Origin of the sequence: Acinetobacter ursingii DSM 16037 = CIP 107286, from assembly GCF_000368825.1 — a bacterium.
Taxonomy (GTDB): Bacteria; Pseudomonadota; Gammaproteobacteria; order Pseudomonadales; family Moraxellaceae; genus Acinetobacter; species Acinetobacter ursingii.
The window spans coordinates 46,867-69,737 of record NZ_KB849717.1 but is presented as its reverse complement, the minus strand read 5'-3'; the positions used below and the strand labels follow the sequence as shown (position 1 = coordinate 69,737).

Below are 22,871 nucleotides of genomic sequence, written 5' to 3'. Positions count from 1 at the left end.
AACGTATTTAATCTGATTCGGTGTTTAATACATAAGGTTTAAGTGCCATTCTGATTGTGTCCGGAATCGCTGTACTTTTACGCTTTTCACGATCCACAAAAACATGGACAAAATGACCTTGAGCAGACGGTTCAATATGATGTTGTTTAAAAATGGCTAATTCATATCTTAAAGATGAGTTTCCAATTTTCGCAATGGCTACGCCAACTTCAATCATATCTGGAAAAGACAGTTCCTGAAAAAAACTGCATGCAGAATCAACCACGAGACCAATGATGGGAGATTGTCGGATATCAAAACCCGCGTGTTGAATCAGTAATGAGTTCGCAGCAGTGTCAAAGTAACTATAATAAGTGACATTGTTGACATGACCATAAATATCATTATCTGCCCAGCGTGTCTGGATATTTAAAAAGAAATGAAATTGATCCCGTGTTTTTATTACAGGTTTTATCGATTCTTTGTTCATGCGTAAATCGCCTCATAGATTTCAAGCGCAGCCTGCTCAGTCATTTCGCGTGGATTATTTTGTAAAAGGCGAGTTTGTAGCATCGCATCTTTGGCAAGCGTCTCAAGACTTTGTTGCGGTAGATTCAAATCTTGTAGCTTTAAAACCAGTCCACTTTGATCTAAGTGATTTTGCATATGATCAATAAAAAGATCACATAAACCATCGGAGCTTCCATTACTACGTGGATCCAGCCATTGCATCAGTTCTGCATAGAGATGCTTGGCATATGGTGCATTGAATTTGAGAACTTCGACTAGAACCAATGCATTGGTATGCCCGTGTGAAAGATGAAAATGCCCACCTAATGGATAGGCTAAGGCATGAACTGCACCCACTGGTGCATTGGCAAAAGCTTGTCCCGCGAGCATTGATCCCAATAACATATTTTGTCGTGCCTCAAGATCTGTACCATCTTTGAAGACTTTAGGCAGATTATCATTGAGTAAGCGTAATGCATTTTTTGCCAACATATCCGCGTAGAAATTTTTCTTGATTTTGGAGGTATAGGCTTCTATGGCATGCACCATCGCATCTATGCCTGTCGCAGCAGTAATATGTGCAGGTAAGCCTTGAGTGAAATTTGCATCCAATATGGCAATATCAGCATATAAATGAGGGGAGACAATACCTGTTTTAGTGGTTTCACCTGTAGTGACGATAGAAATTGGGGTAACTTCGGAGCCAGTTCCAGCAGTGGTAGGCACTAGAATTAAGGGCAGTTTGGGGCCTTTGGCGTTATTCACGCCATACATCTCCGCGATAGTCTGTTTTTGTTCAGGGTGTGCCAATAGGGTAATGATTTTAGCAACATCCATCGAACTACCACCACCAAAACCCAAGATCGCATCGACTTTTTCTTTTTTTGCAAACTCAGCGGCATCGAGCACGATATGTTCGGGCGGGTCAGCCTGAATATTTGAATAAATTGAATAAGTAATATTTAGGCGTTCTAAAATCTCGATAATAGGCAAATGCAGCTGGTGTTGTACCATTCCTGCATCGGTAATGATAAGAAGTTTTCGATAGTGATTCTCGAGAATAATCTGTTTAAGTTCCTGTATTGAGCCAAGACCTGAAATAATGCGAGCTGCTGTCTGAAATTGAAATTGGCTCATGAGGTATTTCCTTATTTTTCATCATAAATCGAACATTTCTGTTCATTTCTTCTATAGGATTCTGCTTTTAAATAAATTAACATAAGACACCTGAAAATAAAGCACTTTCGAGGTTTATATGTCATCACACCCACCTTTTAAGGTGCTTTGTGTCTGTTTGGGAAATATTTGTCGTTCTCCCACGGCAGAGATTGTTTTAAGACACTTTTGTGATACATATCAACTGAATGTCGTGGTGGATTCGGCAGGTACGAGCAATTATCATCCCAACAAAGCACCTGATTCCCGAAGTCAGCAACACGCATTAAAACGGGGTTATGATTTGTCTTCTTTACGTGCTCGTCAGCTCAGGGTTCAAGATTTTTTCGAATTTGATCTTATTCTAGCAATGGATCATGAGAACTTCGATGATATTCAACTGTTTAAACAAAAAGCATTAAAACAATATAAGCCACATCAATTGCTGGCAACAGTTGCTTTAATGAGTGAACATGATCCAGTTTACTTAGGTCAGGCATTGCCTGATCCTTATTATGGTGGAGCTGATGGTTTTGAGCGAGTGCTCGATCAATGTGAATCTAGTGCACAAGCTTGGGTGCAAATCTTTAAACAGCAAATCATGACTAGCAATCAATAAAAATGAGTTTACCTGTGATCCAAATTCAACACGATGTACAGCTTCAACCTTTTAATACTTTAAATTTGCACTCAATCGCTTCACATTATGTAAAGATTGATTCAATTCAAAGCTTAATCTCGGCGTTAAACTATGCCGAACAGCAGCAGTTGAATGTTCTCATTCTGTCTGGTGGGAGCAATTTGTTATTGCCAGAGCATATTCATGCATTGGTATTGCATATCAATATTCAGGGTATCGAGCTGATTGAAGATCATCCTGACCATGTAAAAGTGAAAGTTGGTGGAGGGCAGATTTGGCACGATTTTGTCTTGATGACCACAGAGAACGGCTGGTATGGACTACAAAATCTGGCACTCATTCCAGGTCTGGTTGGGGCTTCACCTGTACAAAATATTGGTGCTTATGGGGTCGAGGTCGGTGAGTTTATCGAGTCTGTACAAGTCTATGACCGATTTGAGAAAACGACACAAGATATTTTCGCTGAAGATTGCCAATTTGCTTATCGGGATAGTATTTTTAAACGTGACCCAAACCGTTACATTATCACTCATGTCACTTTTCGTTTATTGAAACAACCTCAACTTAAATTGAATTATGGTGATTTAAAAGCCGCAGTGGGAAGTGATGTCAGCCCTGAAAATTTACAGAAACAGGTAATTCAGATTCGTCAGAGTAAATTGCCCAATCCAAAGCAATATCCGAATGTCGGCAGTTTCTTTAAAAATCCTGTGATTGATCAAGCAGATTTTGACCAGTTACTTACAAAATTTCCGCAAATTCCACATTATCCTCAAGCCCAAGGCTGCGTTAAAATTGCGGCAGGCTGGCTGATTGATCAAGCAGGCTGGAAAGGTAAAAAATTGGGTTCTGTTGGGATGTTTGAAAAGCAGGCATTGGTTTTAGTGAATTATGCCAATGCATCTTTAAGTGATGTTAGGCACACTTATCAGTCCGTTCAATATGATGTAAAACAGCGTTTTAATATCCAGCTTGAACCAGAACCAGTGTTATTTGATTCAAATGGATTAATTCGATCCCATTCGGAAGTGTAGTTATGGTTAAAACGCATTGGGCGATTCGATTAGTACGTTTAGTTGCCATACTATTCGTACTCTTTGCTTGTCTAATGGTTTTTATTTATACGCCTTTTTACTCAAAATTGATTGTAAAAGCTTTAAATTATTTTGTGCCTGTCGAAGTCAATCAAGTCGCTGCAAAGAGTCAGCAACAGGCTGCATTAAGTGAACATGATAATCTCGAACCAGGATCAAACCTATGGATTGCACGTCAGGCTTATTTAAGCCTGATTGAAGAAGCGCTAAACTCAAAAGATCCAGAGTCTTTAGGCTTGCTACAAACTCGATATAAACTTTTACAAGACCGTATATTAGAACAGCAAAAACAAGAAGAAACGGAAGATGAAGATCAGGAAAAGCCAGCCGTGCCATTGCTTAAAGCTTCTGTTTCAGAACCAGAAGCTGCTACAAGTGAGGTACACGTCGATGAGCCTGCAAATCCATTGATTGAACTCAATAGTTCTGAAAATAAAGCATTAATGCAGCAGTATGTTGAATTTCTTAAAAAACATCCTGTTTCAGTTGAGCATGAAAAAACGATTGATCAACAAACTTCACAGGATGTTGCTTACGTTCAGCAAAACCAGAATGATGAAAAGCCCGCAAATCATAATAAGCCTTATGCCATTGTGGTTTTAGGCGGTGGTTTGACGCTGGATGAAAACAAAAAAGATATCGTTGTTAATCCTTATACACGGTTACGACTGGAAAAAACGCTGGAATTACACCAACAAAATCATTTACCTATTGTACTGAGCGGTGTAGAAGCACCCTATATGCAAAAATGGCTGAAACAACGGGGTGTGGATGCAAAACTCCTTGAAAATAGAAGTATGAATACCTGTGAAAACACACGCTTTAGTTCTTTATTACTACAAAAAAAAGGGGGCGCGCCAACAGTCATGTTGGTCACAGATATTTATCATATGCCAAGAACAAGACGTTTATTTGCTTTAAATGGAATTGAAACTATTCCTGTTGAAGCACCTATGCCGACACAATTGACAAAATGGCAACCAAATCAACAAAATTATGATCATAGTCGTCGAGCCAATTATGAGCTATTGGCGACTATACGTGATGTACTTTTTGGCTCTAGCGGATGTCGGGAGGTACCTTAAATGCCAGAAATTCCTTTTTTAAATCCAACTGTGCTTCAGCAACTGGATTTGCCTGTTCCGAGTCGTGATTTAACTCCGCATGTACTTGAACCTTTAAATCTAAATCATGCCTTTGAGCCATCAAAAGATCTTTTAGCTTATCGTAAACTCTATGGTCTTGATTCGCTTGATTGTGAACAATGGCAAGGCTATATCCAAATGCCATTGTTCAAACTGCATGTACAGGTATTTAAGCCACATCGTAAACCATTAGGTACAGTATGTTTATTGCATGGTTATCTGGAACATAGCGGGATCTATCAACCGATTATCCGAGAAATTCTGGAACAGGGCTTTAGTGTATTGACTTATGATCTGCCGGGTCACGGTCTAAGCGATGGTTCACCTGCCAATATTCAAAATTTTGATCATTATCAACAAGTCTTAAAAGCAGTTCACCAATACGTTAAACATGCCAATCAACTTCCAAAACCGTGGTTGGGTATTGGGCAGAGTACGGGTGGCGCGATCTGGATGCATCATTTACTTGAATATGCAGAAAAACGTCAAGATCCGATTGTCGATCGAGTATTATTATTATCACCATTGATTCGACCTGCAAAAACCGCGTGGTGGCACAATTCAGTGGGTTTGGGCATTATTAAACGGATTAAACGTCAAGTTCCGCGTCATTTCAGACGTAATAATCATAATCCAGAATTCCTGCGTTTTATTCGGCTTAAAGATCCACTTCAACCGCGTATGATGGGTATGGATTGGATTTTAGCTATGTCCAAATGGATGCTGGAAATGGAGCAACGTCCGCCATGTCGTATTCCTGTCTGGTTGGCGCAAGGCGCATTGGATCAAACGGTGGACTGGCGATATAACATCGAGTTTATTCGACGTAAATTTCGCTTACAAACCTTGCTAATGCTTGAAGAAGGTTCGCATCAGTTGATTAATGAACGCGCTGATATTCGTGCTGCTTTAACGGGGCTGATTCCTGCATTTTTACATGCACGACCCAAGCATTATTACTATTGATGAACTGTATTCGTGATGACTAGCAATGTTAAACAAGCTCTCAAATCTATTTAAATCTGGCAAGCCATCGGCTGAACAGCAATATATGCAACAGCATCAAATTCAGTTCGATTCACAGCAAGGTTATATAGTGGATGGAATTGTCATAAATGATTTATCGGAACGACTGGAATATTTTTCAAATCGAAAATTATCCAGTTTTAATGATTTGGAACAGCTTTATTTAAGATCGATGCTGATTAATGAAAAAATTGATCTGGAAATGGCAACAGGACGTTATGTCCAGCGTTTGGGAAATAATCACGAGAATTTACAACAATTCAAAAGCCTGATCGAAAAGCTCAATCAATATTACCGTGAGTTTAAACGAGACAAATAATTCCTTCAAAGCTTGCGCAAACAACAACATAAATCAAGTTTGGTCTTGGCTCATCATGTTAATATAGATGCTATGTCTTTTATCCAAACACATTCAATGTTCCAACAAGAAATCTCTCAGCTCAAATTACAGCAATTAAAAGCAGGCGAAAAACGCTGGATCGGATCAATATTAGGTTCATCTGGCGCATTACTATTTAAAGAAATGGCCGATCAATGTGCATCTCTATTGGTCATTGTAGCAAGAAATAATCAGCACTTGGCTCAACTTGAAAGTGAGCTTGAATTTTATGGGGTTAAACCCACAATTTTTCCTGACTGGGAAATTTTGCCTTATGATCGTCTTTCGCCTCATCAGGACATTGTTTCAGAACGCCTTGCGATTCTATCCAATATGCCGCAAAAAGGGGTCTTGCTGATCTCTGCTGCGACACTGGCTCAACGAGTTGCGCCTGTTTCATGGATATTGGGAGAACATTTTGATATTCGTGGGGGACAAAAGTTTGATCTGGAAAAAGAAAAATTAAGACTGATTCAGGCGGGTTACCATCTGGTCGATACGGTTTATGATCATGGTGAGTTTGCCGTTCGTGGCAGCATCATGGATATTTTCGCTTCTGGACAAGAACAACCGATTCGTGTTGACTTATTCGATGATGAAATTGATACACTCAAATTTTTTGATCCAGAAACCCAACGAACGACTGAGAGTCTGGATCAATTTACAGTATTACCCGCAAAAGAATTTCCATTAAAAGAAGGACGTTCAGTCTTTCGTGACCGTTACGCTGAAAGTTTTCCAACGGCAAATCCTAAGAAAAATCCGATCTATCAAGATGTATTAGATGGAATTTCATCACCGGGTGTTGAGTTTTATTTCCCCTTATTTTTTGAAAAGGAAATAATGCAAACGCAAAGTGCATTTACATCTTACTTACCAAAGAATTGCGTTGTCATTACAAATACGGATCTGGATGAATGTTTATCTCAATTTTGGAAAGATGTTCTACAGCGTTATGAAAGTCGTAGACATAATATTGATCAGCCACTTTTAGCTCCAGAAGAATTATTTCTCATGCCAAATCTGGTGCTTGAACGTCTTAATCAATTCCCCCGAATTTTAGCCAGTGCAGAAGCAACAGAACTACGTGCAGGCGCAATCAATCTTGATACCTTAGCTCCACCGAAACTACCTGTCGACGCCAAAAAAGAGCATCCTTTTGAAAGTGTCAAACAGTATATTGATGAGTCAAATCATCCCGTGCTTTTGGTCGCTGAAAGTGCAGGTCGTCGTGAAAGTTTAAAAGATTCATTGCGATCGAGTCTGGGTGAAATTCCAAATGTCGAGGGGTTTAGCGATTTTCTTAAACAGCAATATGTGATTGCGATTACCAACGCGCCCTTAGATCGAGGCTTGGTGATTCGAGATCAGCTTTCAGTGATTTCAGAAAACCAGCTTTATGAGCATCGTGTTGTACAACGCCGTCGTAAACGTCAACAAGAAGTTTCAGAAGAATTTCTGATCCGTAGCCTCACCGAACTCAGCATTGGCGCGCCTGTGGTGCATATCGATCATGGAGTCGGACGATATGCAGGACTGATCACACTGGCAATCGATGGACAGGATCATGAGTTTTTGCAGCTTGATTATGCTGAGGGAGCTAAAGTTTATGTTCCCGTCACCAATTTGCATTTGATTAGTCGCTACAGTGGTGGTGATCCTGATCTTGCGCCATTACATAAACTGGGAACAGATACATGGAGCAAAGCAAAACGTAAAGCTTTAGAGCAAATTCACGATGTAGCTGCGGAATTATTACATATACAGGCGCGTCGTCAATCTAAACCGGGGTTTGCTTTTGAACTGGATCAAAGTTTGTATATGCAATTTGCCAGTGGTTTTGCCTATGAAGAAACGCTCGATCAGGCCAATGCCATTGAAGCGACTATACACGATATGCATTTAGCAAAACCAATGGATCGTTTGGTCTGTGGTGATGTCGGTTTTGGTAAAACTGAAGTGGCGATGCGAGCGGCTTTTGTGGCATTGCAAAATAATAAACAGGTGGCGGTTTTAGTTCCAACAACACTTTTGGCGCAGCAACATTATGAATCTTTTAAAGATCGTTTTGCAGACTGGCCTGTACGCATCGAAGTTTTATCGCGTTTTGGTTCCAACAAAACGCATCAAAAAAATATTGAAGATTTGATTGATGGCAAAGTCGATATTGTGATTGGAACACATAAATTACTTCAGGAAAATGTCCAGTTTAAAAATCTGGGCTTAATGATTGTCGATGAAGAACATCGTTTTGGTGTAAGAGATAAAGAGCGAATTAAAGCCTTGCGTGCTGATGTCGATATGCTGACATTAACAGCAACGCCGATTCCGCGTACCTTAAATATGGCATTTTCAGGAATGCGTGATTTATCGATTATTGCGACACCGCCAGCACGACGTTTGGCAGTAAAAACCTTTATGCAAGAACATACCGATGAGTCTGTCAAAGAAGCCATTTTGCGTGAATTACTACGGGGTGGTCAGGTTTATTTCTTACATAATGAAGTCGATACGATTGAGCGCACTGCCGAAAATATTCGGCATCTAGTGCCTGAAGCGCGCTTAGCAGTTGCACATGGGCAGATGCGTGAACGTGAGCTCGAACAAGTGATGCAGCAGTTTTATCATAAAGAATTCAATGTATTGGTGTGTTCAACCATTATTGAAACAGGAATTGATGTCCCTAATGCCAATACCATTATCATTGAACGAGCCGATAAGCTTGGATTGGCGCAATTGCATCAATTACGTGGTCGAGTTGGGCGCTCGCATCATCAGGCTTATGCCTATTTGTTGGTACCATCAATTAAACATTTGAAAGGTGATGCCGAAAAACGTCTGGATGCGATTCAACGCGCTTCAACGCTAGGTGCGGGTTTTATGCTCGCCACCGAAGACTTGGAAATCCGTGGTGCGGGTGAATTATTGGGTGAACAGCAAAGTGGTTCTATGCAGGCAATTGGTTATAGCTTGTATATGGAAATGCTAGAAAAAGCCACCAAAGCCATTCAAAAGGGTAAAACACCGAATTTCGATGCGCCATTATCTTTAACCGCAGAAATTAATTTACACATGCCTGCTTTAATTCCAGATGATTATCTTGGAGATGTGCATCAGCGATTGTTATTTTATAAACGAATCAGCAATACCGATACCCAGGAAAAACTTGATAATATCCGCATGGAATTGATTGATCGTTTTGGAACATTGCCACAAGCCGTTAAACAGCTATTTAGTGTGCATCAGATTCGTCTTAAAGCCGAACATCTAGGTATAACCAAGATTGATATCAATGCAAACGGAGGCTATGTTGAATTTTCACCAGATACGCCTGTACAAGCGATCAGCATTATTCAACTGATGCAGAAAAATCCAACTTATTATCGGATGGAAGGTGGGCAGCGCTTAAAAATTACAGTGCAATTACAGGAATATGATAAACGTGTCCAATTTATTCAGGATTTACTTGCAAAACTTGTTAATGAGTTGCATTAAGACATGCAACTTTTGTTAAGTTAATGTGATGAAATGCCATCGATTTTCATCACATTTTTTAGTTTAACTTGAGGTTGGCTAAATCGATCAGCAAACCGCTGTAAAATTGGACTTTTATCGCTGAATTATTGAATAAAATCATTGTTATTTGTAAGTAAACAAGGTACTAATAATACTCACATCACAAGTGTTGTGATAGTATTAGCCATCATAATTCATGCGTCATTTATAAAGATATGTTTAGTTTGCATCCACAACTTGCTCAAGATACTTTTTTTGTAGGCGATTTCCCGCTTTCAACATGTCGTTTAATGAATGATATGCAATTTCCATGGTTGATTCTTATACCGCGTGTACCTGGAATTACAGAGCTTTATGAGTTAAGCCAAGCTGATCAGGAACAGTTCCTGCGTGAATCAAGCTGGTTATCTAGCCAATTAGCCCGTGTTTTCCGTGCAGATAAGATGAATGTTGCCGCACTAGGTAATATGGTGCCACAGTTGCATTTTCATCATGTGGTTCGTTATCAGAACGATGTCGCTTGGCCTAAACCAGTATGGGGAACACCTGCGGTACCATATAGTAATGATGTACTTGCACATATGCGCCAGACTTTGATGTTAGCTTTACGCGGACAGGGTGATATGCCATTTGATTGGCGTATGGACTAAGTCTTTGTTAAACCGCATGAAAATGTGGTTTAAGTTAAAGATCGGAGGGTAGAGTGCCATTAGATAGGCTGGTTGATAGGGAACCGCGGCAGTTTGCATATTTTCATCGTTTGATGGGATATTTTATACTGTCACTGATTGTGGTAATTTATTCATTTACCTCACCAGATGCTAACTATCAACTCTTTATCCCTATTTTTCTGGTTTTGATTTTACTGATCAGTCCCAAATTAGATCGTTGGTTACAATATAAATTTAATCAGAATGTCGCCCGAAATGTTTTTTTTGTCATTGATGTCATCGCCGTTGCGGTTTCATTGGCAGGCGTGCATTTAAGTCTGGTTCTGACTTTTACCTCTTTATTTGCCTTATTGTACACTGCAATTAATAGTAAAATTTCATTTATGGCGGCATCTTTGTCTGGCATGATTGGGATTACAATTTTTTATGCAAGTACTATTTTTATTTTTGGTTTTCAGGACTATTTCGAGCCAACGAGTCAGGAGCTGACCGTTATTAGTCTAATTTGCCTGATTACTTTTATTAATATTGGCAATTATTATCAGCATATTCGTATCGAAAAACTGACCCAGCTTCGTCAACATTACTATAATCAAATGACCCGTTACATGGCATTTTCCAACCAGCTGAGTCGTTATGCGCCTTTACAGCTTTGGCAATCGATTATGCGTGGTGAAGCGGAAGCTAAAATTGAATATAAACGAAAAAAACTCACGATTTTCTTTTCTGATATTCAGGGATTTACCGAACTTTCAGAGAGTTTGATTCCAGATGATTTAGCATTTCTACTGAATGACTATTTAAGTCACATGACTGAAATTGCCAAACAGTATGAAGCGACTGTCGATAAGTTTATGGGTGACGCGATTCTTATCTTTTTTGGTGATCCGACTTCTCAAGGGGTCGAGAAAGATGCGAAATCCTGTGTAGAAATGGCAATCGCCATGCGCCAGCAAATGAAATTATTGCGTGAGCGCTGGATCAAAATGGGCTATCCAGCATTGCACATTCGTATGGGAATCAGTACGGGATATTGTCACGTTGGAAACTATGGCGCGACCCATCGTATGGCCTATACCATTGTAGGACGTGATGCCAACCTTGCAGCACGGTTACAATATGCGGCAGAAATCGATGAAATTTTAATTTCTGATGATACTTATCAATTAGTTAAAAATGAATTCCTATGTGCACCTAAAGCACCTATTTATCTAAAAGGTATTCAGGGTGCAGTTAAAACATGGCAAGTCATGGAAAAATACACGGGTAAAAAATCCGATAATCAACAATGGTTTGATTATGAATACAAGGGATTTCACTTGGTACTTAATCTTGAGGAAGTACAAAATTTTGAATATCCTGAACTGGTAGAAGTGCTCGAAAAAATGATCCAGCGTATTCAGGTTCAGCAGAATCTCACTAATGCGCAGGGTGTTGCCAAGTTAAAACTCGAAGATGAAGTCAAATAAAAGCCACTCTTTTGAGTGGCTTTTATTTTCTGAGTTCTGAATTAATGATTTTCTGAAGCATGGTTGATGGTATATTTTGGAATCTCAACTTCCAAATCTTCATCAACAATTTTAACCTGACAAGATAGCCGTGAATCTGGTTCTAATCCCCAAGCACGATCAAGCAAGTCGGCTTCGACATCATTCATTTCATCTAAACTGTCAAAACCTTTACGCACAATCACATGGCAAGTCGTACAGGCGCATGACATATCACAGGCATGTTCAATTTTGATGCCATTATTGAGTAAGCTTTGGCAAAGGTTGGCATTTTCTTCAACTTCAAACTCAGCACCTTCTGGGCAAATTTGCGCATGGGGAAGAACTTTAATACGTGGCATATATTCACCTGTTTCTTAATTTGAGTCTGACCAGTCGTTCAGTTTGGTGCCTTTGAGTGCATGATCGATATGTCGATTCATGCGTAATGCTGCAAATTCATCGCTATAGACTTTAAGCGCTTGTAAGGCCTGTTCAATGGCTTGAATATCATTGGCATTAAGTTGTACATATAAATGATCTTTAGCGACATTTAATGCAGTCAACTGCTGTTCAGACAATAGCGTAGCATCGACTTTCAAGGCTTGCTCAAGTGCTTCAAGTTCACGTTGAGCTTCAACTTTGGCTTCTTGTAAATGACGCAATAATTTGTCTTCTTCAGCATGTTGAAAGCCTTCGATCAATAGACGTTCAGTGTCTGTATCTGATAAGCCATAAGAAGGTTTGATATCAATCTCAGCTTTTACGCCAGAAGTTGTTTCTTGCGCAGAAACAGTTAATAACCCATCAGCATCGACTTGGAACGTCACTTCGATACGTGCTTGACCTGCGGTCATCGGGGGGATGCCATGCAAGACAAAACGACCAAGTGAGCGACAGTGCTCAACCAGATCACGTTCACCCTGTACCACATGAATCAACATGGCGGTTTGACCATCTTGATAAGTCGTAAATTCCTGTCGACGAGCAACAGGGATGGCAGTATTGCGTGAAATGAGTCGTTCAACCAAACCACCCATGGTTTCTAAGCCAAGAGAAAGCGGAGTGACATCAAGCAGTAACGATCCATCTTGTGAATTACCAATCAATTGATTGGCTGTAATAGCAGCACCGATAGCGACCACTTCATCTGGATTGATGGTACAAAGCGGTTCCTGATCAAATACATCACGCACTGCTTTTTGTACAGCATAGGAGCGCGTAGAACCACCGACTAATACTACATTTTGAATATCGTCCAGATTCAGTTTTGCATCACGTAAAACACGTTTACAAACACTGATTGTCTTCTCTAGTGCGATTTGAATGATCGTTTCAAACGTAGCGCGATCGAGTGCTAAAGCATGATCTAGTGCTTTAAATTGAACCTGAGATTGATCAGATAAAGCTTCTTTTGCTTTGCGGGCAGCAACAATAAACGCAGCATATTCTGCATCATCCAATACATCGATATTAAGCTGTTTTTTAGCCCATTTCACAATTAAGCGATCCAGATCATCACCACCCAAAGCAGTATGACCACCTGTCGCAAGCACTTCAAATACGCCTTGTGAAAAACGTAAGATCGAAACGTCAAAAGTACCACCACCCAAATCATAAATCACATAATTATGATCGGTTTGTAGGTTTGTATCCTGATCGAGGCCATAAGCAACCGCAGCCGCAGTCGGCTCATTTAAAAGTCTTAGGACATTGAGACCTGCGAGTTGAGCTGCATCACGTGTTGCTTGACGTTGTGCTTCATCAAAATAAGCAGGTACAGTAATCACTGCGCCATTCACAGGGTTTTTAAGGCTGGCCTCTGCACGATCTTTAAGCTGCTTAAGAATTTCTGCTGAAACTTCAACAGGTGTTTTACGACCTGTACGAGTTTCAAAAGCAGGCATTTCATTGTCTGCACCGATTAACGTGTAAGGATGCTGAAATTTAATATCTGTCTTGGAACGACCCATAAAACGTTTAACTGAAATAATCGTATTTTTAGGGTCTGTGGTGATAAAGGACTTGGCATCATCACCATATTCTGTGGTTTTCTCAGCATAATGCACAATTGAAGGCAACAAGACGCGATCTTTGTCATCTGGTAGAACTTTTGCTTTGCCAGAGAGTACTGTGGCAACTAAAGAATGTGTTGTTCCAAGGTCAATCCCAATCGCAATACGATGTTGATGCGGGGCACTTGATTGACCTGGTTCAGCAATTTGCAAGAGTGCCATGAGTTAAATCCCTTGAAAGTAAATCGGTACAACTAAATTAAAATTCATCATCTAAATCGAAGCTCTCATCATCGAGCATTTGATCTTCAGCTTTATCGATATCATTGAGAACACGCTGAAAGAAACGTAATTTGCGGACTGTATCACGCGCTTCGCCCCAATCTTCATCTGCATAATCGATTTTAAACTCACGAATCAGACCATCCACCCATTGGTTAACTTCAATTTTTAGGGTTTCAAGTTGTTCAGGATCACTGGCTTCTTCGAGTTGCTCACGAATTTCCAATGCTGATTGCAAAAACTCAAAATCACTAATCGATTGATCCAGATGATAATCCTGCTTTTTAAGTGCTAATAAGTAAGCAGCGCGGCTGTCTACTTGTGAAAGTACTTTATAAGCTTGGTTGATTTCACTGGACTTGATGAGTGCCTGATCTTTATCTTCCGCTTTATCGGGATGATATTGTTGCTGCAAGTTCAGGAAATTTGTTTTTAACGTGGCTAAATCGATATCGAGTGCTACGGGTAAGTTAAACAACTCAAAATGATTCATGGGAGATGAATTCCGTAGTAAATAAATATATTAAAAACAGTGTAAAAACACTGCTTTTAATATGAAGTGAAAAGGGTAAGGGCTTTAAACTGTGAAGGATTCTCCACAACCACATTCGCCTTTTTTATTGGGGTTATTAAACTCAAAGCCTTCATTTAGACCATTTTTAACATAGTCCATTTCCATCCCGTCAAGATAAACAAGACTTTTGGGATCAACGAAAACTTTTACGCCATGCTGTTCAAACATTTGGTCATGCGTATCCATGTCATCGACAAATTCAAGCACATAAGCCAGACCTGAACAGCCTGAAGTTTTCACACCAACGCGAATGCCTTCACCTTTACCACGATTCAACAAATAATTGCGAATGTGAGTTGCCGCATTTTCAGTTAAATGAATCATGAAAACTCCGTCAAATTAAGGCAATCAATTAAGCTTTGGTCTTTTTGTTGCGGTAATCGTCAATCGCAGCTTTGATCGCATCTTCTGCTAAAACTGAACAGTGAACTTTAACAGGCGGTAGAGCAAGCTCAGTTGCAATATCAATGTTCTTGATTGCTTGCGCTTGGTCTAGTGTTTTACCTTTAAGCCACTCTGTGACCAAAGAGCTCGATGCAATGGCTGAACCACAACCATAAGTCTTGAAACGTGCTTCTTCAATCACACCGTCATCATTGACTTGAATTTGTAGGCGCATTACATCACCACATGCTGGTGCACCTACCATTCCTGTACCTACATTTTCAGCGTTTTTATCTAAAACACCAACATTACGCGGGTTTTCGTAATGATCAATAACCTTTTCACTATAAGCCATGTTGCTTCTCCAAACCTCGGGGTCAGCCTAATATTAAATATGAGGGCAAAAATATGTTTTTCAATCGACAGATCAATGGATTAGTGTTCAGCCCATTCAACTGTTGAAAGGTCGATACCTTCTTTATACATATCCCAAAGCGGAGAAAGTTCACGTAATTTCTCGACAGCAGCTTTGGTAATTTCAAGCACATGATCAATATCAGCTTCAGTAGTATATTTACCAAAACTAAAACGAATTGAGCTGTGTGCCAGTTCATCAGATAGGCCTAAAGCACGTAAGACATAAGATGGCTCTAGAGTTGCAGATGTACATGCTGATCCAGAAGATACAGCCGCATCTTTAAGTGCCATCATCAATGATTCACCTTCAACAAAGTTAAAGCTGACATTAAGATAATTTGCAACGTTCTGAGTTGGATGACCATTCAGGAACACTTGTTCAAGATCCTGTAAACCATTCCAGAGTTTGTCACGTAACTGACGAATACGAGTTTGTTCTGCTTGCATGGTTTTACCAGCAATTTCAAACGCTTCACCCATACCTACAATTTGATGAGTCGCTAAAGTACCTGAACGCATACCACGTTCATGACCGCCACCGTGTATTTGTGCTTTTAAACGAACACGTGGGCTACGACGCACATAAAGCGCACCAATACCTTTAGGGCCGTAAACTTTGTGACCAGAAAAACTCATCAAATCAATTTTCATGGTAGAAAGATCAATTTCAACCTTACCAGCAGCTTGGGCCGCATCTACATGAAAAAAAGTTTTATTAGCACGTGTAAGCTCACCAATTGCGGCAACATCTGTCACAGTACCAATTTCATTATTCACCATCATCAGTGACACTAAAATTGTATCTGGACGTAGTGCTTCTTTTACCATTTCAGGAGTAATGAGACCTGTACGCGGTTCTGGCTCAAGATAAGTAATCTCGAAACCTTGTTCTTCTAACTCACGGCAAGGATCTAAAATCGCTTTATGTTCAATTTTACTGGTAATGATATGTTTACCCTTTGAACCATAAAACTGAGCAATCCCTTTTAATACCAAGTTATCAGATTCAGTCGCGCCTGATGTCCATACGATTTCACGAGGATCAGCTTTGATTAAATTTGCGACTTGTTCACGTGCATATTCAACTTTTTCTTCTGCTTGCCATCCATATGCATGAGAACGTGATGCAGGATTACCAAACGTACCATCAAAAGTCAGGCATTCCATCATGCGTTCTGCAACTTCTGGAAGTACAGGCGTTGTTGCAGCATAATCAAGATAAATCGGACGTTTCATTTCAAATACCTGTAGCCGATAGTAGGGCAGAATCATAATCTGCTGAGTTCTGACGCAGTGCGACGGTTTGTACATTGTCGCGATTGACGAGATCAGCAAGTGAGATTTTTGCAAGGTAATCGGCAATGTGGTGGGAGAGTTCTTGCCATAAATCGTGAGTCAAGCACATTGCACCATTTTGACAGTTGCCTTTATGGTCACAACGCGTTGCATCTACAGTTTCATTTACGGCTTCGATAATTTCTAATATGGTAATTTCATTGGCTTTGCGAGCTAAATGATAACCACCATTCGCACCACGAACACTAGAAACTAATCCATGACGCTTTAGTTTGGCAAATAACTGCTCAAGATAAGCGACTGAAATGGATTGGCGGGCTGCAATTTCAGCGAGTGTGATCGTTTGTTCAGTTGGCTGCAAAGCTAGATCAAGAAGAGCAGTCACTGCGTAGCGACCGCGAGTTGTAAGGCGCATGATTCGGTACACATGTTTAGACTAGATAGGTTAATTTTAAGAATCCCGACTAAAATAGTCAAGTTTTTTTATAGTTATTAAAATGATTTGTTGAGCAGGAAAGATGTGTTGGTTAACCTGCCCATAAATTATACACTAATAAAGCAACTAAAACGACAGTAATTACGCCAAAACCGATATTGATGGAACGCTGACGCTGTTGAAGGCGGCGGATACGGTTTTTATATTGTTTAAGCTCCACATGTAGACTGTTAATTTGAGAGCGTTGAGTATCAATTTTCTCAAGTAACGGAGCGATACGTTTTTTTGAAGCAATCGCCTGATGGGGCTCATGAGGTTGGCGTAGCCATTGTTTCCAATCCGCAAACAGCTTTGGCAAACTAAAGTATAAAAGTAAATCTTTAAACTGTTCTTTGAGTTCAGTATCGCCACCAATCCGCATAGTTTTGATACTGCGACGATTTCCAAAAATAAAAATTTTAATCAAATCTAATAGAGTGCTACTGATCTCAAGATCGATATCTCGATCGGGCGCTTGTAAGTCAAATAACACGCCTTTGTCAGTAAACTGCACATAAAAATCAAAGTAAGGAATATAACTATTGATTCGTAATGAAATTTTTTTATCTACAAAAGGTTTAGATTGAAGGCGTATCACGCTATCATTTTTCAAAATAAACGAAAAAACGGTTTCAAGTACAATTAACAAAATGTTAAGCAACAAGTGAGACTGTTCTTTGCTTTGTTGCGACTCGCTCATACCCACATGGTCCTTAAACGCTATATAAAGTTCGAGATCCGATCTCAAATTGTAAAAATAAATAAAAAATAAAGTAATTGCCTTGCTTTGTAGAACACTTTAGCAAAAGGATCAAGTCTTTGGTTTGCTATTATGAATACATTTTATGGTTAAATGTAGCCATATGACGGTAAAGTGATCAGGAGTAACGAAATAATGGAAAAGGAAAGCATAGATCAGGGTACTGAACTTGAATCTGAGAAAACAAGAGGAAAAACCAGAGCTTCCCGTAAATCTGCGCTTGATTTTAGAAAATATTCAAAGCAAATTTGGTTAGCAGGTCTTGGGGCTTTTTCACGTGCAGAAGAAGAAGGGAATAAATTATTTGACTCATTAGTCAAAGTTGGTGAAGAGCTTGAATCAAAAACAATAGATGCTGCGGATACGACTGTTAACAAAGTAGCAGAAAAAGCAAAAGAGTCAGTGACTGATACTAAAGATAAAGTTGAGCGGATCATTGATCAGAGTATTCACCATTCATTGAACCGAATTGGTTTGGTGACGGCAAAGGATTTACAGCACATTGAACAGCTATTATTACAACTGCATACTAAGATCGATATGCTGATTGAGGAAAATGAAAACTTAAAGTCAAAATTGAGTGAAAAATAAAAAAAATAGCATTTAGGCGTTTTTATAGCAGAAATTCACGTTTATTTTTGATAAAACGCCTGATTCAGTATTGCCTTTTGCCCTAAAGCATTGCTATAAAGGCGTCATGGCCTTTTAAACTTACAGCCTTAGATTTTAAATAAACGAAATAAGAGGACGTTATCTTCATGAATAAATCAGAATTAATTGATGCGATTGCAGAAAAAGGGGGATTGTCTAAGACTGATGCTGGTAAAGCATTAGATGCGACTATCGCTTCAGTAACAGATGCACTTAAAGCGGGTGATACTGTTACTTTAGTAGGTTTTGGCACTTTCAGTGTTAAAGACCGTGCAGCTCGTACAGGACGTAATCCTAAAACTGGTGAAGAGTTACAGATCAAAGCGACTAAAGTACCTAGCTTTAAAGCAGGTAAAGGTCTTAAAGATTCTGTTGCTTAATTGCACGAGTTAAATTAACGCGCCTTTTGGGCGCGTTTTTTATTAAAAAGTGCAAAAGCAAGAGATTACGCATTCATTCAGCAAGCTTTTTCAGTTAAAATCTCTCCGAAATAAAATAGTGGAATACTTATGGAATCGTTTCGTACAATCATTAAGGGTTGGCTTGGCAAAGTGCTTCTAGTCTTGTTTTTGACGCCTTTAGCGCTTGTAGGTATTGAAGGGTATTTTGGTAGTCATAATAAGGCAGATGTTGCAAAAAGTGTAAACGGTCAGGATATTCCTAAAAAAGACGTTGAGAACTTAACAAAAACTTATAAAGATCAATATTTATCGATGGTTCATGGTGATGAAACTTTACTGAACCAACCATTTATCGAGCAAACTGCTTTAGATACGCTAGTTGCTCGTACAGTTCTTTTACAGCAGGCTGAAAAACTGGGAATTTCTCTCAGTGATGGTCAAATTGAGAAAATGTTGGCGCAACAACCAAGCTTTCAAGAAAATGGAAAGTTTTCTCAGACTTTATATGAAAATTATTTACGTTCAGTTGGAATGACCAGTCAGGCGCTCATTACCAGCCTGCGTCAAGACCATGCGCTTAAAATGCTGACTTCGAGTATTAATGGGACTGCATTGGTTAGTAAGGCTGACATCAATCAGATTGCGACTTTACAAACTGAACAGCGCACCTTGCATTTGGCGAGCATTAAATTAGATGATTATAAAAAAGATATTACCGTGAGTAATCAGGAAATATCTGACTATTATAACAAACACCAAAACAGCTTTAAGCAAGTTGCTAGCGTAGATGTTGATTATGTGGTTTTGTCTCCTGTGCAAGTGGTAACCAATGCCCCAGTAACAGATGCAGAATTGCAGCAAGCTTATAAAGCTTTTGTGGAAAAACAGCAAAAAGATGCAAAGCGTGATGTTAAGCATATTTTGATTACTACTGATGCGCGTTCGGATGCAGAAGCTCAAAAGCTTGCCAACGATGTTTATGCAAAAATTAGTGCAGGTACTTTATCTTTTGCTGATGCTGCTCAACAATATTCAGATGATACCAGTTCTAAAAATGAAGGTGGTTTACTGGCAGCATATCAACCAGGTGTCTTTTCGGCTGAATTTGATCAAGCTGTGAATTCATTAGGTAATGGCCAAATTTCTAAGCCAGTCAAAACACAATATGGCTATCATATTATCGAAGCAAATACTGCTACTGCGACAATTGCTTCATTTGAATCTGAAAAGGCACGTTTAACTGCTGAAGTTCAGAAATCTAAAGCAGCAAATGCATATTCAGATGCAGTGAATCGTCTAAATGAAATGGTGGTGAGTAGTGATGATCTGACCGCAATCACTCAGGAAGTCAAAGCAACGCATGTTGAATCTGTGAAAGGGGTAACTTTGGCTACTGGTCATCCTGTATTAAGTGATTCAAATGTTAAGACACGTATTTTTAACGATGATGTTAAAAATGGTGATCGCAATGCTTCGAGCAATATTCAGCTTGCCAATGGCGATACAGTTTGGGTAAAAGTTCGCGATTATCACGCAGCTGGTATTAAACCACTTGCACAAGCAACTGCTGATGTAAAAGCGAAATTGATTGAAGATAAAGCATATCAGGCTGCTAAAGCTAAAATTGCGAAGTCTTTAGATGCATTTAAAACACAACCAGCAGCACAAGTTGTTGCAGCAAGTGCTATTCATTTTGAAGATGCAGGTACGTTTACACGTTCACAAGGTTTAAAACGTGAAATTGAACGTGCGGCATTTAGCGTTGCAACACCTAAAGATGGGTTTTGGTCTGTTACGACAGCAAAGCTTCCAGATGAGTTAGTAGTGGTTGGTGTTTCAAATGTCAATTCAACCACTGCAAATGCATTGACACCAGAGCAGTTGAGTGAGTTAAGTAAGCTTTATCAGCAGTTCCGTGGTCAACAAGAATTGGATGATTATACGCAGTACTTAAAGTCCAAAGCTAAGATCAAGTAAGTTATAAGAAAACCGCTTCGGCGGTTTTTTTCTTTACCGTATTAAGTTTCATAGAGATATATTTTGATACTACGCTTTTCAATTTAATAAAATCAGGAACGTTTTATTTTCGACGAAAGTTTTATCGAGAGGTTTAATTTTATCTTAATCGCAACTATGGGAGAGATAGATAAGTTTTATCGCTTGATATCCCTCACTAAGTTCACTACTCACTATGCCTCGCACAATGTTAAATGATCAGTACTGATCAAAGTACAAAGTATTCTGCGTAATTTATCTGTTCATCACAATTCAAATTTACGTAATTTTATTATTGATGGAACCATGTATGATATTAAAATTGCACCAGAGTTAATCTTAGGACTGGATTTAAAAGAAACACAAGTTGTATGTGCAGATAAGGGCTATGATTCAGAACCATTAAGAGAGCTGATTAAGCAAACAGGCACTAAAGAGAAGATAGCTAACAAAAAAAGTCGAATAGTCAGTCAAATAACGATCATATGGACTGGTATTTATATAAAAGTAAGCATTTAACTGAAAATATGTTTTGTAGGTTAAAGCAATTTAGAGGAATAGCCACTCGATATGACAAACTCAAAAGAAATTATAAAAGTTCAGTTGTTCTAGCTTGTATATTTTGATGGCTACCTCGTATAGATCAGCATTTGATCATGGAATTTCAACAGACTTTAGATTATTTGGGACTGTTCTAAATTTTGTGTAAGTACTTAATTTTCATTTATCCTTCAGAGGATAATTACAAAAGGTACTTCACATGGATGAAGCAACAATCAAAAGTATGGCTGCTGAATTGGCTAAGGGTCTAAAAACACCAGAAGACTTAAACCAAATGACCGCCATATTTAAAAAGTTCATGATCGAAACTGCACTCAATACAGAGCTTTCAGATCATCTTGGTTATGAAAAGCATCAGCCGAAAAAAGGCTCAAATAGCCGAAATGGTTTTAGCTCAAAAACTGTTTCAACTCAAGATGGGCAATTGGCTTTAGATATTCCACGTGATCGGGAAGGTTCATTTGAGCCACAAATTATCAAAAAACATCAAACACGCATTACCAGTATGGATGACCAAATTCTTTCCCTGTATGCCAAAGGAATGACCAATAGAGAAATTGTCGCATTTTTCAAAGAAATGTACGATGCAGATGTCTCAGCATCACTTATAAGCAAAGTGACCGATGCTGTGATTGAGCAAGTGACTGAGTGGCAAAATAGAGCATTAGATAGTCTGTATCCAGTCGTCTATCTCGACTGTATTGTTGTAAAAGTCCGTCAACACTCCAATGTGATTAACAAGTCTGTATACCTTGCTTTGGGCATCAATATGGATGGGCAAAAAGAATTACTCGGTATGTGGATTGCTCAGACAGAGGGTGCCAAATTCTGGCTATCCGTCATGACAGAACTCAAAAATCGAGGGGTACAGGACATTCTTGTTGCCTGTGTAGATGGGTTAAAAGGCTTTCCTGATGCCATTGCCTCTGTTTATCCTCATACGGACATTCAGCTGTGTATCGTGCATGTTGTACGCAATAGCCTGAGATTTGTAAGCTGGAAAGACTACAAGGCTGTTACAGCTGGTCTAAAAGCGATCTATCAAGCAAGTACAGAAGAAAATGCCTTAAAATCTCTAGATATCTTCTGTGATCAATGGAATCATCAATATCCGAAAATTGGAGAATCCTGGAGAGCCAATTGGGAAAATATCCGTACAATATTTAGCTATCCAGCTGAAATACGTCATGCGATTTATACAACCAATGCAATTGAATCGTTGAATAGCGTAATTCGCCATTCAACCAAGAAGCGAAAGATCTTCTCGTCAGATGATTCAGTCAAAAAAGTCATTTACTTAGCAACAACCAATGCTGCTAAGAAATGGACAATGCCAATTCAAAATTGGCGTTTAGCAATGAATTGGTTTACGATTCAGTTCGATGATCGATTAAAAGATCATTTATAAAAAATAGAACTTACACAAAATAATTTACAGGCTCGATTATTTAAACGAAT

22 protein-coding genes and 1 pseudogene are annotated in these 22,871 nt (G+C 39.2%); 13 read left to right on the top strand and 10 right to left on the bottom strand.

Annotated features, from left to right (window positions below; all coding sequences use genetic code 11):
- Positions 1–7: 7 nt before the first annotated feature.
- Complete coding sequence (locus F944_RS07885; RefSeq protein ID WP_004989105.1) at positions 8–469, bottom strand: acyl-CoA thioesterase; 462 nt, start codon at positions 467–469, stop codon at positions 8–10.
- Positions 466–1,626, bottom strand: coding sequence for an iron-containing alcohol dehydrogenase (locus tag F944_RS07880; RefSeq protein ID WP_004989103.1), 1,161 nt, complete (start codon positions 1,624–1,626; stop codon positions 466–468). Before F944_RS07880 ends, F944_RS07885 begins: the two co-directional genes overlap by 4 nt.
- A gap of 118 nt (positions 1,627–1,744) precedes the next feature.
- Here F944_RS07880 and F944_RS07875 point away from each other — a divergent pair, with 118 nt between their 5' ends.
- The 8 genes from F944_RS07875 (at position 1,745) to F944_RS07840 (ending at position 11,584) form a co-directional block, all read left to right on the top strand.
- On the top strand, positions 1,745–2,263 hold the full coding sequence (locus tag F944_RS07875; protein ID WP_004989102.1) for a low molecular weight protein-tyrosine-phosphatase: 519 nt from the start codon (positions 1,745–1,747) through the stop codon (positions 2,261–2,263).
- Positions 2,264–2,280: 17 nt separating this feature from the next.
- The gene (murB, locus tag F944_RS07870) at positions 2,281–3,318 is read left to right on the top strand and encodes a UDP-N-acetylmuramate dehydrogenase (RefSeq protein ID WP_026039902.1); all 1,038 of its coding nucleotides are present in this window, start codon (positions 2,281–2,283) and stop codon (positions 3,316–3,318) included.
- Between the two features lie 2 nt (positions 3,319–3,320).
- The gene (locus tag F944_RS07865) at positions 3,321–4,463 is read left to right on the top strand and encodes a YdcF family protein (protein ID WP_004989099.1); all 1,143 of its coding nucleotides are present in this window, start codon (positions 3,321–3,323) and stop codon (positions 4,461–4,463) included.
- Entirely contained in the window at positions 4,464–5,489 is a 1,026-nt protein-coding gene (locus F944_RS07860; RefSeq protein ID WP_004989097.1) for an alpha/beta hydrolase, read from the top strand.
- 25 nt (positions 5,490–5,514) lie between these two features.
- Positions 5,515–5,868, top strand: coding sequence for a hypothetical protein (locus F944_RS07855; protein WP_004989094.1), 354 nt, complete (start codon positions 5,515–5,517; stop codon positions 5,866–5,868).
- A gap of 96 nt (positions 5,869–5,964) precedes the next feature.
- Positions 5,965–9,423: a transcription-repair coupling factor gene (mfd, locus tag F944_RS07850; protein ID WP_004989093.1), complete on the top strand. Its 3,459-nt coding sequence runs from the start codon at positions 5,965–5,967 to the stop codon at positions 9,421–9,423.
- Positions 9,424–9,659: 236 nt separating this feature from the next.
- On the top strand, positions 9,660–10,094 hold the full coding sequence (locus tag F944_RS07845) for an HIT domain-containing protein (protein WP_004989091.1): 435 nt from the start codon (positions 9,660–9,662) through the stop codon (positions 10,092–10,094).
- A 113-nt stretch (positions 10,095–10,207) separates the two neighbouring features.
- On the top strand, positions 10,208–11,584 hold the full coding sequence (locus F944_RS07840; protein WP_275889965.1) for an adenylate/guanylate cyclase domain-containing protein: 1,377 nt from the start codon (positions 10,208–10,210) through the stop codon (positions 11,582–11,584).
- A 41-nt stretch (positions 11,585–11,625) separates the two neighbouring features.
- Here the strand turns inward: F944_RS07840 and fdx are convergent, their stop codons facing one another.
- From fdx to F944_RS07800, 8 genes are all read right to left on the bottom strand, one after another.
- Positions 11,626–11,964 (bottom strand): ISC system 2Fe-2S type ferredoxin, encoded by a 339-nt coding sequence (gene fdx, locus F944_RS07835; protein WP_004989078.1) that lies wholly within the window; start codon positions 11,962–11,964, stop codon positions 11,626–11,628.
- 15 nt (positions 11,965–11,979) lie between these two features.
- Positions 11,980–13,839 carry a Fe-S protein assembly chaperone HscA gene (gene hscA, locus F944_RS07830; protein WP_004989076.1) on the bottom strand — a complete coding sequence of 620 codons (1,860 nt, stop codon included), beginning with the start codon at positions 13,837–13,839 and terminating at the stop codon, positions 11,980–11,982.
- A 37-nt stretch (positions 13,840–13,876) separates the two neighbouring features.
- Positions 13,877–14,392, bottom strand: a complete 516-nt coding sequence (gene hscB, locus F944_RS07825) for a Fe-S protein assembly co-chaperone HscB (RefSeq protein ID WP_004989074.1) — start codon at positions 14,390–14,392, stop codon at positions 13,877–13,879.
- Between the two features lie 84 nt (positions 14,393–14,476).
- Positions 14,477–14,797, bottom strand: coding sequence for an iron-sulfur cluster assembly protein IscA (iscA, locus tag F944_RS07820; protein ID WP_004989073.1), 321 nt, complete (start codon positions 14,795–14,797; stop codon positions 14,477–14,479).
- Between the two features lie 28 nt (positions 14,798–14,825).
- The gene (gene iscU, locus F944_RS07815; protein WP_004989072.1) at positions 14,826–15,212 is read right to left on the bottom strand and encodes a Fe-S cluster assembly scaffold IscU; all 387 of its coding nucleotides are present in this window, start codon (positions 15,210–15,212) and stop codon (positions 14,826–14,828) included.
- Between the two features lie 80 nt (positions 15,213–15,292).
- Positions 15,293–16,510 (bottom strand): IscS subfamily cysteine desulfurase, encoded by a 1,218-nt coding sequence (locus F944_RS07810; RefSeq protein ID WP_004989071.1) that lies wholly within the window; start codon positions 16,508–16,510, stop codon positions 15,293–15,295.
- Position 16,511: 1 nt separating this feature from the next.
- A complete protein-coding gene (locus tag F944_RS07805; protein WP_004989069.1) occupies positions 16,512–16,985 on the bottom strand; it encodes an Rrf2 family transcriptional regulator in 474 nt (157 codons plus the stop codon).
- A gap of 112 nt (positions 16,986–17,097) precedes the next feature.
- Positions 17,098–17,745 carry a hypothetical protein gene (locus F944_RS07800; protein ID WP_004989067.1) on the bottom strand — a complete coding sequence of 216 codons (648 nt, stop codon included), beginning with the start codon at positions 17,743–17,745 and terminating at the stop codon, positions 17,098–17,100.
- Between the two features lie 195 nt (positions 17,746–17,940).
- Here F944_RS07800 and F944_RS07795 point away from each other — a divergent pair, with 195 nt between their 5' ends.
- The 5 genes and pseudogenes from F944_RS07795 (at position 17,941) to F944_RS07775 (ending at position 22,821) form a co-directional block, all read left to right on the top strand.
- Positions 17,941–18,396, top strand: a complete 456-nt coding sequence (locus F944_RS07795) for a phasin family protein (RefSeq protein WP_004989065.1) — start codon at positions 17,941–17,943, stop codon at positions 18,394–18,396.
- Positions 18,397–18,563: 167 nt separating this feature from the next.
- On the top strand, positions 18,564–18,836 hold the full coding sequence (locus F944_RS07790; RefSeq protein WP_004989063.1) for an HU family DNA-binding protein: 273 nt from the start codon (positions 18,564–18,566) through the stop codon (positions 18,834–18,836).
- A gap of 129 nt (positions 18,837–18,965) precedes the next feature.
- Positions 18,966–20,834: a SurA N-terminal domain-containing protein gene (locus F944_RS07785; protein WP_004989062.1), complete on the top strand. Its 1,869-nt coding sequence runs from the start codon at positions 18,966–18,968 to the stop codon at positions 20,832–20,834.
- 309 nt (positions 20,835–21,143) lie between these two features.
- Positions 21,144–21,478 (top strand): annotated as a pseudogene (locus tag F944_RS16755) (transposase); the annotation flags it as partial.
- A gap of 134 nt (positions 21,479–21,612) precedes the next feature.
- A complete protein-coding gene (locus F944_RS07775) occupies positions 21,613–22,821 on the top strand; it encodes an IS256-like element ISAba26 family transposase (protein ID WP_004987597.1) in 1,209 nt (402 codons plus the stop codon).
- Positions 22,822–22,871 lie beyond the last annotated feature (50 nt).

Excerpts from the sequence above, each read along its gene's own strand:
- F944_RS07880 (WP_004989103.1), bottom strand. The coding sequence starts at position 1,626 with ATGAGCCAATTTCAATTTCAGACAGCAGCTCGCATTATTTCAGGTCTT.
- F944_RS07810 (WP_004989071.1), bottom strand. The coding sequence starts at position 16,510 with ATGAAACGTCCGATTTATCTTGATTATGCTGCAACAACGCCTGTACTT.
- F944_RS07860 (WP_004989097.1), top strand. The coding sequence starts at position 4,464 with ATGCCAGAAATTCCTTTTTTAAATCCAACTGTGCTTCAGCAACTGGAT.
- F944_RS07775 (WP_004987597.1), top strand. The coding sequence starts at position 21,613 with ATGGATGAAGCAACAATCAAAAGTATGGCTGCTGAATTGGCTAAGGGT.
- F944_RS07840 (WP_275889965.1), top strand. The coding sequence starts at position 10,208 with ATGGGATATTTTATACTGTCACTGATTGTGGTAATTTATTCATTTACC.
- iscU (WP_004989072.1), bottom strand. The coding sequence starts at position 15,212 with ATGGCTTATAGTGAAAAGGTTATTGATCATTACGAAAACCCGCGTAAT.
- iscA (WP_004989073.1), bottom strand. The coding sequence starts at position 14,797 with ATGATTCATTTAACTGAAAATGCGGCAACTCACATTCGCAATTATTTG.
- F944_RS07845 (WP_004989091.1), top strand. The coding sequence starts at position 9,660 with ATGTTTAGTTTGCATCCACAACTTGCTCAAGATACTTTTTTTGTAGGC.
- F944_RS07805 (WP_004989069.1), bottom strand. The coding sequence starts at position 16,985 with ATGCGCCTTACAACTCGCGGTCGCTACGCAGTGACTGCTCTTCTTGAT.
- hscA (WP_004989076.1), bottom strand. The coding sequence starts at position 13,839 with ATGGCACTCTTGCAAATTGCTGAACCAGGTCAATCAAGTGCCCCGCAT.
- fdx (WP_004989078.1), bottom strand. The coding sequence starts at position 11,964 with ATGCCACGTATTAAAGTTCTTCCCCATGCGCAAATTTGCCCAGAAGGT.
- mfd (WP_004989093.1), top strand. The coding sequence starts at position 5,965 with ATGTTCCAACAAGAAATCTCTCAGCTCAAATTACAGCAATTAAAAGCA.
- F944_RS07875 (WP_004989102.1), top strand. The coding sequence starts at position 1,745 with ATGTCATCACACCCACCTTTTAAGGTGCTTTGTGTCTGTTTGGGAAAT.
- F944_RS07885 (WP_004989105.1), bottom strand. The coding sequence starts at position 469 with ATGAACAAAGAATCGATAAAACCTGTAATAAAAACACGGGATCAATTT.
- hscB (WP_004989074.1), bottom strand. The coding sequence starts at position 14,392 with ATGAATCATTTTGAGTTGTTTAACTTACCCGTAGCACTCGATATCGAT.
- F944_RS07795 (WP_004989065.1), top strand. The coding sequence starts at position 17,941 with ATGGAAAAGGAAAGCATAGATCAGGGTACTGAACTTGAATCTGAGAAA.
- F944_RS07785 (WP_004989062.1), top strand. The coding sequence starts at position 18,966 with ATGGAATCGTTTCGTACAATCATTAAGGGTTGGCTTGGCAAAGTGCTT.
- F944_RS07790 (WP_004989063.1), top strand. The coding sequence starts at position 18,564 with ATGAATAAATCAGAATTAATTGATGCGATTGCAGAAAAAGGGGGATTG.
- F944_RS07800 (WP_004989067.1), bottom strand. The coding sequence starts at position 17,745 with ATGAGCGAGTCGCAACAAAGCAAAGAACAGTCTCACTTGTTGCTTAAC.
- F944_RS07865 (WP_004989099.1), top strand. The coding sequence starts at position 3,321 with ATGGTTAAAACGCATTGGGCGATTCGATTAGTACGTTTAGTTGCCATA.
- F944_RS07855 (WP_004989094.1), top strand. The coding sequence starts at position 5,515 with ATGTTAAACAAGCTCTCAAATCTATTTAAATCTGGCAAGCCATCGGCT.